Below are 13546 nucleotides of genomic sequence, written 5' to 3' on the forward strand. Positions count from 1 at the left end.
GTGGTCCGGTCAGCGCAGTCGGCGCAGGTACGGGTCGTGGGGCCGGCGCGGAACCAGCCGTACGCGAGTGTCGAGGGCGGTGACGCCGTGCGGACCGGCCAACACAGGGTTGAGGTCGGCCTCCGCCAGCTGGGGAAGATCCGCGGCCATCCGGGAGAGGCGGTGCAGGAGTTGCTCCAGGGCGCCGAGGTCGACGGCGGGGCTGCCGGCATAGCCGAACAGCAGGGGAGAGCAGCGTGGGGAGGTGAGCAGGTCGTGCACATCCAGGTCGGTCAGCGGCGCGAGCCGGGCGGCGTGGTCGGCGAGCAGTTCGGTCGCCGTACCGCCGAGGCCGAACACCACGAGGGGACCGAAGACCTCGTCCTGGACGACCCCGGCGAACAGTTCGGTGCCGCGCTCGGCGAGCGGCTGGACGACCACTCCGGTCATCCGGTCGCCGAACCGGGTGACCAGATCCCGGTGGGCGGCTCTGACCTGGGAAGGGTTCTGCAGGTCGAGGTGGAGTGCGTGCTGCTCGCTCTTGTGCACCAGACCCGGCCAGTAGGCCTTCATGACCATGCGTCCGTCCGGTCCGGCGAGCCTTTCCGCCGCTGCCACCGCCTCGTCCTCGTCCCGGGCCCATGCCCAAGGGATCTGCCGGATGCCGTAGCAGCCCAGGAGCGCGGCCGTGGTCTGAGGGTCGAGCCAGCCGCCCTCCGGATGGGACGTCAGGTAGGCGGTAGCCAGGTCCTTCGCGCGTACGGTCTCCACGTCCGGCAATGCCGGTACGGCGCCCGGCTGTCGGGCGAGCCAGCCGGCGCGGGTCGCGGCGTGGGCCAGGGCCCGGGCGGCGTCCTCGGCGTCGGAGTACGCGGGCACGGTGCCCCTGCCGGCGGTGGGCAGCAGCTCGACGCGGGCCGCCTGCGCGGGGAGCACCGCGACGACGGGGCGGGCGAGCGGGCCAGGGGCCGAGGTCAGGGCGCGTACCAGGTCCTCTCCCGTGGCCGTGGCGACCGCCGTGGGGACCAGGCTCACGAGGACGGAGTCGACGGTGCCGTGCCGGGCCAAAAGGCTGATGCACGACCGTAGTCGCTCCTCGCCGACGGCCGCGGTGACGTCCACGGGGTTGGTCGTGGTGGCGCCGTCGGGCAGCAGGGTGCGAAGTTCGTCCACCACGTCGGCGGCGAGTGCCGGGATCACCAGTCCGGCGTCCACGCAGGCATCGGCGGCCAGGACGCCGGCCCCGCCCGCGTTGCTGACGACGGCGACCTTCGAGCCGTGGGGCAGTGGCTGGGCGTGCAAGAGGGCGGCGGTGTCGAGGAGTTCGCCGATGGTGCGGGTGGCGGTGATGCCGGCCTGGGTGAACAGGGCCTGCCGGGTCATCGTCGGGGTGGCCGCCGCCGCGGTGTGCGAGGCCGCGGCCCGCCGTCCGGCCTCGGACCGGCCCGCGTCCACGGTCAGCACCGGTATCGCTCGTGCCACCCGGCGGGCGGTGCGCGAGAAGGCGCGGGGATTGCCGAAGGACTCCAGGTGCAGCAGCGCCAGGTCGGTGTGCCGGTCGCTCTCCCACCACTGGAGCATGTCGTTGCCGCTGACGTCGTACTTGTCGCCGAGCGAGACGAAGGTCGACACCCCGATGCCGAGGCGGGCCAGGCCGTCCAGCAGCGCGATGCCGACACCGCCGGACTGCACGGCGACCCCGGCGGTGCCTGGTCCGGGGTGCCGGGCGGCGAAGGTGGCGTCCAGGTGGACGTCGTCCTCGGTGTTGGCCAGGCCCAGGCAGTTCGGGCCGGCGAGCCGCATGCCGTGGCGTCGGCACGCCTCCATCAGTGCGCTGCTCTCCTGTGGGTTCAGGCCCGCGGACACCACGAGCAGGGCGCGCACACCGGCCCTTCCGCACTCCTCGGCCACATCGGGGACGGCTGCGGCCGGTACGGCGATCACGGCGAGGTCCGGCACCTGCGGCAGGTCGGCGACGGACCGGCAGGCGTGCACCCCGGCGATCGCGACGGCCTCCGGATGCACGGCGAACAGCCGCCCGGCGTAGGAACCGTTGTCGATGTTCCGCAGGATCGCGCGCCCGACCGACCCAGGCCTGCGGCCCGCGCCGATCACCGTGACCGTACGGGGCCGCAGCAGCGGCTGCAGACTGATGACGTCGGCGACCCGGCCCCGGGTCTCGACCGCGCTCAAGTAGGCTTCGTCTTCGGTGAGTTCGACCGTGCAGTGCACCTCCGGTCCGTCGAAGTGGCGGGTGACGCGCAAGCCCAGGTCGTGGAAGACCTTCAGTACGTCGTGGTTCTCGGCCAGGGCATCGGCGCTGAACGCGGTGATGCCTGCCGTACGCGCGGCGTCCGCGAGGTGTTCCAGCAGGAGAGTGGCCACACCGCGGTGGTGCCAGCCATCGGCTACGGCCACCGAGATCTCCGCCGTGCCGCCGCCCGGCAGAACCTCGTAGTCGGCCAGCCCCACGAACCGCCCACCGCACTCGGCGGCCAGCGCGCGGTATCCGGAGCGTGCGCCCCCGGCCACCCGCTCAGCGGCCTGCCGGGCGGAGGACGGGCTGACGGAGAAGAACCGCAAGCGCAGGTTCTGCGGGGACATCTCCTCGTACAGCCTCCGCACCTCCTCACGATCCGACGGACCCGCCTGCCGTATGCGGACAGTGGTTCCGTCGGCCAGCAGGGCATGCACCGGGGCTTCCTGGATGCCGGTCATCACGAACTCTCCCTCCGGAGGATCCCGCGTCCAGCGTCCGGCGGCGGGGCCCGGTGGCACAGGGGCTTACCGGGCACCGGGCGGGCCGAATGGCCCTCCGGGCGGAGGGCTCCCACAAAGCCCCGCGGGATCTCACTGGACCAGCGAGAAGTAGCTCTCCTCCTCCTGCGTGAAGTGCAGGCGGAGGACGGTGTGCAACCCGTACAGGCAGGCACGCAGGTCGTCGAGCTGGCCGGGGGACAGACCGCCCCCGGCGCGGGCCAGCTGCAGGTGGGTGGCGATACGGTGGGAGAGGCGTTCGATCTCGGTGTGGGCCCGGCTCATCGTTGCCGTGGCCTCCGGGCCGCCGAGGGCGGGGGCGAGGGCGGGGTAGAGCTCGTGCTCCTCGGCGTACTCGTGCGGCAGCAGCCGATCGGCGAGCAGCCGGTGCGCCTCCTCGACGGCCGCCAGAGCCGGCGGGCCGGGGCCGTCGGCGAGGCGGTCAGCCGCACCGCGCACCGCTTCGAGGACGTCCTGGAGGTCGTCGTGTTCCGAGGCGAAGCGTTGGACGAGCGCCTCGGCGGCGGGGGCCAGCGCCGGCCGTGTGGCCTGGCCCGTGCGCAGCGCGCGCAGGGCGTTCAGGATGACCGCCACGTCGATGGCCTCCTGGAGGAGGGCGCCGCCGGCGGGTGGTAGCAGGCCGAAGGCGGCTGCGGCCATCGCGGCCAAGGACATCGCCATCCCGCCCAGGGCACTCTGCACGGCGATCCGCCGGGCCCGTACGGCGATGAACACGGCGTCGGCAAGCCGGTCCACGCGATCGGTGGTCAACACGATGTCGGCGGCCTCCGAAGAGGCGGTGGAACCACGGGCACCCATCGCCACACCGATGTCCGCGGCGGCCAGCGCGGGGGCGTCGTTCACGCCGTCGCCCACCATGACGCTGACCGCGCGTTCCCGTTCGGCCCGTACGACGGCGACCTTGCCGGCGGGGTCGAGCCCGGAGCGGACGTCGTCCAGACCGAGGACCGCGCCCACCTCGGCTGCCGGCTCCGCGCGGTCGCCCGTCAGCATCAGCAGCCGCTCGATGCCCGCGGCCCGTAGGTGGCGCAGCGCGCGCGGGGCGTCGAGGCGGAGGGGATCCCGGAGCAGCACCGCACCCACCGGACATCCGTCGACGGTCAGCCAGGCGATTGCCGCGCCGTCGAGAAGGGCCCGGTTGTCCACCGCCGGCGTCCAGGCCGGGCGGGCGTCGGACGCGTCGAGGCGGCCGACGGACACCCGGCGCCCGTCCACGATGCCCGCAGCACCCCGGCCGGGCTCCTCCGTGACATCCGACGGCACCGACAGGACCAGCTTCCGCTCCCGCGCGGTGCCGACGATCGCCTCGGCCAGGACATGCGGGGAGTACTGGTCCAGCGACGCGGCCAGCCTCAGCACCTCCGCAGGCTGCCACCCCGGTGCCGCGACCACGTCCAGGACACGAGGGCGGCCGCGGGTGAGGGTACCGGTCTTGTCGAGCAGCAGGGTGCGGGCCCGGCCCAGGTTCTCCAGCGCGCCACCGTCCCGCATGACGACTCCCAGGCGTGAGGCACGGGAGATCCCGGAGACGATGGCAACCGGTGCGGCCAGCAACAGCGGACAGGGGGTGGCGACCACCAGCACCGCCACCGCTCGGACCGCCGAGCCACTGAGCAGCCAGGCCAGTCCCGCCACCGCGAGGGTGAGGGGAAGGAACCAGGCCGCGTACCGGTCGGCCAGCCGTACCACAGGCGCGGACTCGGCCCCGGCCTGCCCGGCCAGACGCACGATTCCGGCGTAGGTACTGTCCTGCTCGGTCGCCGTGGCCCGCAGCTCGAACGCGCCGCCGGCGTTGACCACCCCGCTACGGACCGTCTCACCCGCCGCCCGTTCGACGTTCAGGGACTCGCCGGTGAGCACGGACTCGTCGAGGCTGGCGATGGTGTCTTCCACCCGCCCGTCGACCGGGACGACCTCGCCCGGACCCACGACGAGGAGGTCACCTACGGCGACGTCGGCCAGCGGAACCGTGGCGACGCCGGCCGCTGTCCGGCGGCGCGCCGAGCGGGGCGCGTGCTCCAGCAGCGCACGCAGATCGTGCGAGGCCCGCCGCCGGGCTGCCGCCTCCAGGGTGCGACCGGTGGCCAGCATCAGGGCGATCAGCGCACCGGCCAGGTATTCATGGACGGCGAGGGCGCCACCGAGAGCGAGAACCGCGATCAGGTCCACGCCCGCACGGCCGTGGCGAAGTGCGGCGACCACCCAGCCCGTCGCCGGTAGGACCGCGACCAGGGTGCCCAGAGCCCACAGGAGGTCGGCGAGACCCTCACGCCCGGCGAACCAGGCAGCACCTCCCGAGGCCAAGGCCGCCGCCGTGCATACCAGAAGGGCGGGCTCCAGTCGCGCCGACGTAACTGCCCCGGTCAGAGAGCGCTGCCGTGTGATCAAGGCGGAGCGGTTCATGGCCACCTCTGTCAGTCCGGCATCGTTGCTCCGGTTCGGTCCATCACACCCCGGTGGACTGGGCACGCGACAGGGGGCGAATGGCTCTGCCGTCAGGGCCGAACGGGATCCTGTTCCGCTGCCTCGGGCGATGAGGGCCCATCGATCCTCGGCGTCCGGGGGGCGTTCCCGTGCCGGATGGGCGAACCTGACCGTGGTGGAACGGCTGAGGCTTCTACCGTAACGGCAGCCGGTGCATGCCCGGCCCACCTCGACAGGCACGACTGGCGCAGGGTACGGGCAGTGATCACGCATAAGGAGTCCGGTCCCGGCGGTTTACCCACGCCGAGGTGAGGTAAACGTCCAGGCATTGCGTGGTTGTACTCGGCAGAGCGAAACAAAGGGCCGAGCAGGACGTGACATTTTGATCGAAGGCGCTCCTCGGAGGCTTCGACGGCCAGCATGACCCTTGTGTCTGGCAGCTCGGGTAGGGCGTTTGCCGCCCTATGGCAGTCAGACGCGAGAGAAGGCGCGATGGCCGGGGTGACCGGCTGCAGCACGATGATCCGGGGCATTCTTGCCGCCAGCCATATCAGCAGTCTCAAGAAACTGCCCCTCTACGTGGCCCAGCACGCTGAACACGCCGGTCTGCGCGATGTTCTCATCTACGTCGCCGACCTCCAGCAGGATTGGCTCCTGCTGCTGACCGGGCGTGGCCTGGACGCCGGCCGGGCATCCGACGGCCGGCCGGCCCAACTGCGAATCGAGGGCAGCGCGGCCGGCTGTGCCTACCAGCACGGGATACCCCAGAAAGTAGGGCTGCAGGCAGTCCAGCGATGGTGGTTGCCGCTGCGCCATGGGGCGGAGCGGCTCGGAGTGATGGGCGTGATCAGCCCGGACGGCGACCAGCGGACACTGGCGGACCTGCAAGTCCTGGCGGACCTGGTGGCCCTGATCCTGGTGAGCAAGCGGGCGCACAGCGACTCCTACGCCCGCCTGGTGCGCACCCAGGCGATGAACGTGGCCGCGGAGATGCAGTGGAACCTGATGCCTCCGCTGACCTTCGCCTGCGAACGGGCCGTCCTCGGCGCCGCGCTGGAACCCGCCTACCAGGTCAGCGGGGACGCCTTCGACTACGCCCTCGCCGACCATGTCATCCACCTGGGCATCTTCGACGCCATGGGTCATGACACCGCGGCCGGGATCACCGCCAACCTGGCAGTGGCCGCCTGCCGCAACAGCCGCAGGCAGGGCGCCGGTCTCGTCGACACCGCCGACGCGATCGAGGAGATCCTGATCGACCAGTTCGACGGCCGCCGCTACACCACCGCCATCCTCGCAGACCTCGACACTCGCACCGGGGTGCTGTCCTGGGTCAACCGCGGCCACCACCCGCTAGTGATCTTCCACCCCGATCACCGCTACACCCAGCTGACGGGCGACCACGGCATCCCGCTCGGCACCGACCTCGGGATTGACACCCCTCTGTGCCGTACCCAGCTCACCCCTGGCGACCGGCTCATTGCCTACACCGACGGCATCACGGAAGCCCGCCGCCCTGGAGGCGAGGAATTCGGCCTCGCCCGTTTTGTGGACTTCATCACCACCCACCTGGCCCAGGGCGCCTCCATCCCGGAAACCCTGCGCCGCCTGGTCCACAGCATTCTCGACTACCACCACGGCCACCTAGGCGACGACGCAACCGTCGTCCTCCTGCACTGGCACGGGCCCACCCCCTTCGACCCCGGCGAAGCCGAAACCCTCGTCGGCCTGTCCCAACCACCACCCCCACCGCCCGGGCCCCATCCCGCACGGCCGGAAGGCGCGTAGAAACCGCCGACCGACGCCCATGTCAGCCATTCGCGCACGGTGTCCGGGTCGGTGGTCGACGGGCACAGCGCCCAGGGGTCGGACAGCCGCCGGCCGGTGAACATGCACTCGAGCATGGCCCTGCGCCGCCCGTACGGCCATCCGGCCGTGTCGGTCCCGGTCAGCCGCAGCGGATCGGACGCGACGAAGTGGGCGGGCCACTCGGCAGCCGCCCGCGCCGCTCTGACGCCGCGCTGCTGCAGCCGGTTCCGCAGCCGGTTCTGCAGCTGTTCGAAGGCGAGCCGTCCCATACGACGACCAGCATGCCGGAGACCAGCGGCCTGAGGCCGTCCCACTCCGGCTCGCCTGCGAAGCCCGGCCGCAGCTCAGGGCTGGAGCCGGGGAAGGTGGGCGAGGGGAGCTGGATAGTTGCTATCCGGCAAATACCAGAAAAGCAGTTCATGTTTGCACGTGCTGGTGTTTCCCGGGTACAGGTGGCCGCAACAGAAGTCGACGCTTCGCAAGCGGGGCGTACGGCGTGAGGTCGACGCGCTTCGGAAGTGAGGCGGACGGCATGAGCTTGCCTGTCCACGATGGCGGCCGGGAGCCCCCCGCCGGTCGCCCGATTACCGTGTCCGTTGCCTTCGAGGGCAGCGAGGACATCGCTGAGGCGCGCCACGTGGCCCGCGCGTTCCTGGCCGATGCGCGGGCGGTGCATGGTGTGCCCGTGTCCGACCGCGCCATGGACGCGGTACAGCTGGTGGTGAGCGAGCTGGTGACCAACGCCGGCAAATACGCCCCGGGCCGGTGTCTTGTGACCCTGGAGGTCGTCGAGGACGCGGTCCAGGTGACGGTGTGGGACAGTGAGCCGTGCCTGCCCGTGCCCCGGGCCGCCGACCCGGGCCGGGTCGGCGGCCACGGTCTGGAGATCGTGATGGCGCTCTGCCGCAGTTTCGAGATGCACCGAGAACCGGTGGGCAAGCGCATCGTGGCGGCCGTGGTCCTGGTCGACGACCCGGTCGGGGACGAGGCCGGCGGCCAGTTGCGCTGAGAACGAGCGGCCCGTTGACCGGAGGGAGGGGCAACGGGCCGCTGCCCGGCGCGATTATGCACTTACGGGGCGGTGCCGAGCTCGGGTGCCTTCTCCCGCCGGGGTGTGTGCGGGCCTTTGACTTCAGCCCGGCTTCGGTCCGGGCCGGTGCCGCGCCCGATATCCCGACCAGCCGGGCGCGGGATCGGGACTGTCCTCGGTGAAGGTCTCCTGCGCGAGGTGGACGGCGCGCAGGGCGTCACGAGGTCGGCCGAGGAGAGCGGCGAAGCGGGCGTCGAGGGCGTGGAGTCCTGCGCGTAGGACGGGGCTGACGGTGTTTCGGGCGCCGTAGAGGGCGAGCGCGATGCAGCCGCGGGCTGGCTGGGTGTGGCCGACGTAGCCCCAGACGCGGGCCAGGCACTGCAGGAGGTGGGCGGTGAGGTTGGTATCGCCGCTCTCCCGTGCGGCGTGCACGGCCAGGGTGAGGTATTCGACGGCCTGGGGGTACTGGGCGGCGTCGTGTGCGGCCCAGCCGACGACGCCGGCGAGATCGCCGAGTTCGCGGACACGACCTCGGCCAGGCCGTCGCCCACATGACTGTGCAGGCCCAGGCCGTGGGACTGGCCGCGCACCAGTTTCCGGGCCTTCGACCTGGAAGGGCTCACCGAGGAGCTGAACCCGAACCCGGGCCGGGCGATCGTCTCCATGGTCGCGGTGGGCAAGGCGGCGGGCGGTCCCCCGGGAGGGCCGGGAGCGGCGCAGCGTCGCGGACCTGCGTTCCGCTCCCTGGTCACCGGCGGAGTGACGGCCGAACCGTGATCAGCCGAACAGCCGGGAGCCGAGCGGGTGTCGCCGGTCGAAGCCGGGGAGGATCAGGAACGTCGCGCTCGCGGTCGTGGTGGTGAAGGGCAGCAGCGCGTCGGAGGCGTCCATGTGAGTGAGGGTGGCGGTGAAGGTCCGCAGGTCGTTCTGGAAGCTGATGAAGAGCAGGCCGGGGGCGGGCTGGTCGGTGCTGTAGGAGCGGCGGAGCATCAGGCCGACCCCGACCGCGGTGGCGTGCGCTCTGCGCACGTGGGCGTCCGCAGGGACGAGATAGCGCCCGTCCGGTGTCTTGGCCCCGAGTTCCGGGCCAGAGGCGGCGGTGCCGCCGGAGAGAGGGACGCCGCTGGCCCGGCGCCGCCCGAAGACCGCCTCCTGTTCGGCTATGGACAAGGCGGCGAACCGCGGCAGGTCGAGTTCCATGGGCCGCAGTACGGCAAGGGTGCCGCCGGCGACCGCGGGCGGCCCGGCCAGCCACAGGTCGCGTTCTTGTTCGGCGGTCGTGCGCGGGCCCACGATGCCGTCGAGGAAGCCGAGCGGATTGCGTGACGCGGTGAGGCAACACCGCGTCGCTGGACACGTGGACCAGGCGGCTTCCGTACTTCGCCGCCGCCATCGCCAGCCGGACGGGCCCCTGCGCCGTCACCGCCCAGTCGGCGTTGCCGCTGGATGCGTTGAGGACGAGATCCGCGCCGACTTCGGCCATGACGGTGTGCACGCGTCCTGGATCGCGCAGGTCAAGTTGGTACCACGCGGCGTGGGAAGCGGTGCCCGGCCTGGTCGCGTAGGTCGCGGCCGTTGCGTGCCCGGCCGTTGCCGCCTGCCGGATCAACTCGGTGCCCAGGAAGCCACTGCCACCGATGACCCATACCGTCACGCCGCGACACGGTAGACCATCCCGGCCGGTATCGGACACGGCACCTCGGCCTCACTGCCTACCTGTAGCCGCGCACGTCCGACCGTGGGCGCCCTTCCATACATGTATGCAATATATGTGCCGTATATGCGTTGCAAGCGCAGACGAGCAAAGCTGCCGCCCGGTCTGGTCGACGAGCCGATCCGCTATCCCGGCGCCCATGACGCCGAGCGCACCGAGGGTGGCAAGCCGGCAGTCGGCTTGCTGCTACTCGACCGCCGCGCCGCCCGCGACCAGGAGGACACCCGCATGACGACCGACGACCGACGACCGCGCACGCTGGAGCCCGGGCCCGGACCGCAGGAAGTTGCTCACTCAGCCGGATGTCTTCCATCTGGTGGTGAACAACGCGCATTCGAGCAGGTCGGGGGTGCGCTCCAGCCGGCGGCGTGTGCTCCGCCGTGGTGGAGGAGGTCGTCGGGGAGCTGGAGGTAGCGGCCGTAGCGTCCCGGTGTGGGGGTGAGGGGGAGGCGGAGGGTGTCGAGGGCGTGTTGGACGCGGCGGTCGTAGACGGCCATCCGATGGGGTGCTGCTGCGGTCAGGACGGCTGAGGCGAGGGCGTCGCCGGTGTGCAGGCCCGGGCGGTTCGGCGATGATGCCGCGTCCGGTGCGGGCGGCTTCGCTGCGCGCACGGGGGGGGGCGCCGGGGCGGCTGACATACGGGCGTCACCGGTTTCCGGACCCGCGACGGGCCCGGAAACCGTCCGTGCGCCGACCGTCCTATCGCCGGCGCCGTCTCACCAGGAGGATGCCACCGACCGCGAGGGCCGTGAAGACGAACGCGGCGACGGTGTACACCGCGACCGGGGGGATGCGCTGCTCGGTTATGGCCATGACAAGAGGTTGGGTCTGCACAGTGTGCCTCTTCGTGTAGTCGTCCGTCACCGCTCGGAATCCCCGGTCTGCCGGCGGCAATCCGCGCGGTGGTCTCGATAAATACCTGTTCACCAGGGAAACCGGGTTCCCATGACGGTGATCACACCGCTCGCTCGATCGGACCGGCGGGAGGCGCGGCCGCCCGTGCAGACCACCGCGGCGGCGGCAACAGCCTCGGCGGCAACAGCCGTTCGGTACCCCTGGTCGGCGGCTCGCCGAGCACGTGCCCGTGCAACGCGTGGCGCCCGCGGCCGGACGGCGTTCACCGTCCAGTCGCGGGCGCGCGCGGACTCTGCGGGGCAGCGGGCCACTGCGGTCACAGAGCTCCGGGTGTCACGCCTTGCCGTCGGACGGCACCTCGCCGATCTTGTCGGCCACGCCCCGGCCGAGGACCGCGGAGATTCCGGTCAGCTGGCCCGCCTTGCCCGCCTTGCTGTCCTTGACCAGGTAACTGCGCTCACCGAGGTAGGTGTGCGTGGTCTTGTCGAAGATGTATTCCGTGCGTTCGTTGAGGGACTCGAACGCCAGGGCGTCGCCGTGCCGGCCCGCGGCGTCGACGGCGTTGTGCACCACCTCCACGCCGGGGATCTTCCCGGCGGCCAGCCAGATGGCCGCCTCCACCTTCGGCGGGACGATCGCCTCGCCGATCGTCTCGCCGACCCAGTCGAATGCCGCGGCGTCACGGCCGGGAGCGCGGCCCTCGGTGATGGCGTAGATCTTCTTCAGCAGGACGTCGGGGTCGGTGGGCAGCGCGGCCAGCTGCGCGTACGTCGTGTTGTCGGCACCCGGGGTCGTCGGTGCGCCGCCGTCGATGCTGACCTGAGCGGTGCCACCGCCGAGCTTCTCATCCTGGCCGCCTTCGCGGATCAGTCCGGGGCGGGTGGGGTCCTCCGGGAGCCAGACCTGGCGCTCGTGCACGGCGTCCAGCTTGATCGGGCCGTCCATCGTGCGCTCATGGATCTGACGGCTGAAGCCGACCTCGCTCTTGACGTAGATGTACTGGTCGGCCCGGACCGTCAGACGCTTGCCGTTGCCGGTGGCGGCGGCGACCTGCTGCATCAGCTCGGAGGTCCCCTGGGCCGAGGCGGGCAGCACCTTCACCACGGGAGAGAGGGCGACGGAGGACGGCGCGGCAGGGGTGGTGGAGCCGGTGACGTTCAGCACCATGGTGGTCGCCACGGCGGCGAGGGCCACCGGTACGGCCACCATGGCCCAGCGGGGGCGGCGGGGGGCCCCGGTAACGGGAGCCGCGTCGGTACGAGTGATCTCACGCATCAGGTGTTCCTCGAGAAGTGCCGTACGGGCGGAGGAGAGGCCGTGCGTCGCGGTGGCCGGAAACTGATCCGCCATGGCCTGGCGTTCGGTCTCTTCGCCCCGCTGCGGGAAGGCGTTCATCGGACTGTCTCCTGTGTCGACCGGACCGCGGTAGGGCGGTCACCCCGTATCTGTTCGCGAACGACGGGCGGTTCCGCAGTTCCCCTCTGCTTCTTCAGTTCCTCCTCAGTGAGCTGGTGCAGCCGCTTGCGGGCGCGGGCCAGCCTGGAACGGACCGTGCCCACGGCGATGCCGAGCGCGTCGGCCGCCTCGGAGTAGCTGAGATCGGACCACACACAGAGCAGGAAGACGTCCCGTTGGTTCTTGCGCAGCCGGGCGACGGCGGCCTTGACGGCGGCGAGTCTGTGGTCCGCGTCCAGGCGCTCGGCGACCTCGTCGGAGAAATCGGGGACGGTGTCGAGCGCGGGCACCCGTTCCATGGCGTCCTTGTGGCGGCGCATGGCACGGCCACGGTTGCGCAGCAGGTTCGTCGCGATGCCGTACACCCACGGGCGCACACTGTCGTCGTTGGGATCCAGCTTCTCCCGCAGTCGCCACACCTCGAGGAACGTCAGTGACACGATTTCCTCGGCGGTCGACCAGTCATTGGTGGCGCGCATGGCATGGCGGTGCACCGCCTGGGCGAGTTCCTGGAACAGTTCCCGGAACGCCTCCGGGTCGCCTGCCCGGAGCCGGGATCGTAGAGATACGTTCACACAATGACCTGTTCGAAGGAGGCACCACAGTTCCCGTGACCCGTGTCACAACCGAGAGCGGCAGGGCGGGCACCACCGCGCGGCTACTGACCCGTCACGCTCCTCAATGCGTCCAAGGGCGCCAACTTCTGTGGACTGGTGACGCACAGTAGCGACGGAGTGTCGGTAGGGCGGTTGATAATGCCGGTCATGGCAGATCGCAGTCTGGCTCTCCGGATCAACACCTCGGCGGCGCGGGAGTCCCTGAAGCCGCTCGGCCTGGCTCAGCGTGGGCGGTCGCGGCTGTAGATTGATGATCACGGGTGGTGGCTGGGAGTTGTTGAGTTCACCCCGCCACGGACCGCCGGCAGCGGTCTGCACGTCGGTGCGATGTGGCTGTGGCACGACGTGGACCACCTAGCCTTCCTCGTGGACGCAGTCCGGGTCGGCTCCGAGGTGTTCCGCACGGAGGACCAGTTCACGCCGCTGGCACTCGAACTTAGCCGACAGGCGGCTGCGAACGTGACCGCGCTGAGGGAGAAGTTCCCAGCACTGCCGAGCGTCGCCCGATACCTGACGGCCAGGCCGGTGCGCCGGGGATTCCTCTAAGACGGTTTCGACGCCGGGATCGCGGCCGCTCTGGTCGGCGATCCAGTCGCGGCCCGTGATCACTTCGAGCGGGTCCTTCGCCCGGCCACGCGGGGCTCCGGGACGGCCGCGGTGCGCGGCGTGCTCGGTAACCCGGTCGGTGCGCCGGGCCCGGGAGGTGCGCCGGCCTGCGCCTCCCCACCGTTCGCCAGCCGGGTCGGCGGCCGTTACCTCGGCCGCTGTCCCCGCGCGCCGGGCTGCCTCTCCCGGCCCGCGCCGTCCGGCCGGCGTCCGTTCCGCCGTCTGTCCGCCGTGCCCCGGCCGCCCGCTGCTTCTCGCCCGCGCCCGCCGCTTTGACCG

At 71.5% G+C, this 13546-nt stretch carries 6 protein-coding genes and 4 pseudogenes; 3 read left to right on the forward strand and 7 right to left on the reverse strand.

Annotated features, from left to right (window positions below):
• Nucleotides 1-9: 9 nt before the first annotated feature.
• Nucleotides 10-2697, reverse strand: coding sequence for a bifunctional acetate--CoA ligase family protein/GNAT family N-acetyltransferase (locus LG395_RS32375; RefSeq protein WP_225812224.1), 2688 nt, complete (start codon nucleotides 2695-2697; stop codon nucleotides 10-12).
• A gap of 132 nt (nucleotides 2698-2829) precedes the next feature.
• Nucleotides 2830-5160 carry a heavy metal translocating P-type ATPase gene (locus LG395_RS32380; protein WP_225812225.1) on the reverse strand — a complete coding sequence of 777 codons (2331 nt, stop codon included), beginning with the start codon at nucleotides 5158-5160 and terminating at the stop codon, nucleotides 2830-2832.
• Nucleotides 5161-5673: 513 nt separating this feature from the next.
• On the opposite strand from LG395_RS32380, the gene LG395_RS32385 reads away from it, so the two are divergent.
• Together LG395_RS32385 and LG395_RS32390 are read left to right on the forward strand one after the other, a co-directional pair.
• Nucleotides 5674-6969: a PP2C family protein-serine/threonine phosphatase gene (locus LG395_RS32385; RefSeq protein ID WP_225812226.1), complete on the forward strand. Its 1296-nt coding sequence runs from the start codon at nucleotides 5674-5676 to the stop codon at nucleotides 6967-6969.
• Between the two features lie 553 nt (nucleotides 6970-7522).
• The gene (locus tag LG395_RS32390) at nucleotides 7523-7999 is read left to right on the forward strand and encodes an ATP-binding protein (RefSeq protein WP_225812227.1); all 477 of its coding nucleotides are present in this window, start codon (nucleotides 7523-7525) and stop codon (nucleotides 7997-7999) included.
• Nucleotides 8000-8122: 123 nt separating this feature from the next.
• Here LG395_RS32390 and LG395_RS32395 read toward each other — a convergent pair.
• A pseudogene (locus LG395_RS32395) lies at nucleotides 8123-8482 on the reverse strand (transcriptional regulator); the annotation flags it as partial.
• 62 nt (nucleotides 8483-8544) lie between these two features.
• On the opposite strand from LG395_RS32395, the pseudogene LG395_RS41540 reads away from it, so the two are divergent.
• A pseudogene (locus LG395_RS41540) lies at nucleotides 8545-8783 on the forward strand (nitroreductase family protein); the annotation flags it as partial.
• 14 nt (nucleotides 8784-8797) lie between these two features.
• On the opposite strand, the pseudogene LG395_RS32400 reads toward LG395_RS41540, so the two are convergent.
• The 4 genes and pseudogenes from LG395_RS32400 to LG395_RS32415 form a co-directional block, all read right to left on the reverse strand.
• Nucleotides 8798-9355: pseudogene (locus LG395_RS32400) on the reverse strand (Dyp-type peroxidase); the annotation flags it as partial.
• A 4-nt stretch (nucleotides 9356-9359) separates the two neighbouring features.
• Nucleotides 9360-9674: pseudogene (locus LG395_RS32405) on the reverse strand (sugar nucleotide-binding protein); the annotation flags it as partial.
• 1248 nt (nucleotides 9675-10922) lie between these two features.
• A complete protein-coding gene (locus LG395_RS32410) occupies nucleotides 10923-11984 on the reverse strand; it encodes a CU044_5270 family protein (protein WP_225812229.1) in 1062 nt (353 codons plus the stop codon).
• Entirely contained in the window at nucleotides 11981-12619 is a 639-nt protein-coding gene (locus tag LG395_RS32415; RefSeq protein ID WP_225812230.1) for an RNA polymerase sigma factor, read from the reverse strand. The genes LG395_RS32410 and LG395_RS32415 overlap by 4 nt, the downstream gene beginning before the upstream one ends.
• Between the last annotated feature and the right edge of the window lie 927 nt (nucleotides 12620-13546).

It is taken from the genome of Streptomyces spinosus (assembly GCF_020400655.1).
GTDB classification, from domain to species: Bacteria; Actinomycetota; Actinomycetes; order Streptomycetales; family Streptomycetaceae; genus Streptomyces; species Streptomyces argyrophylli.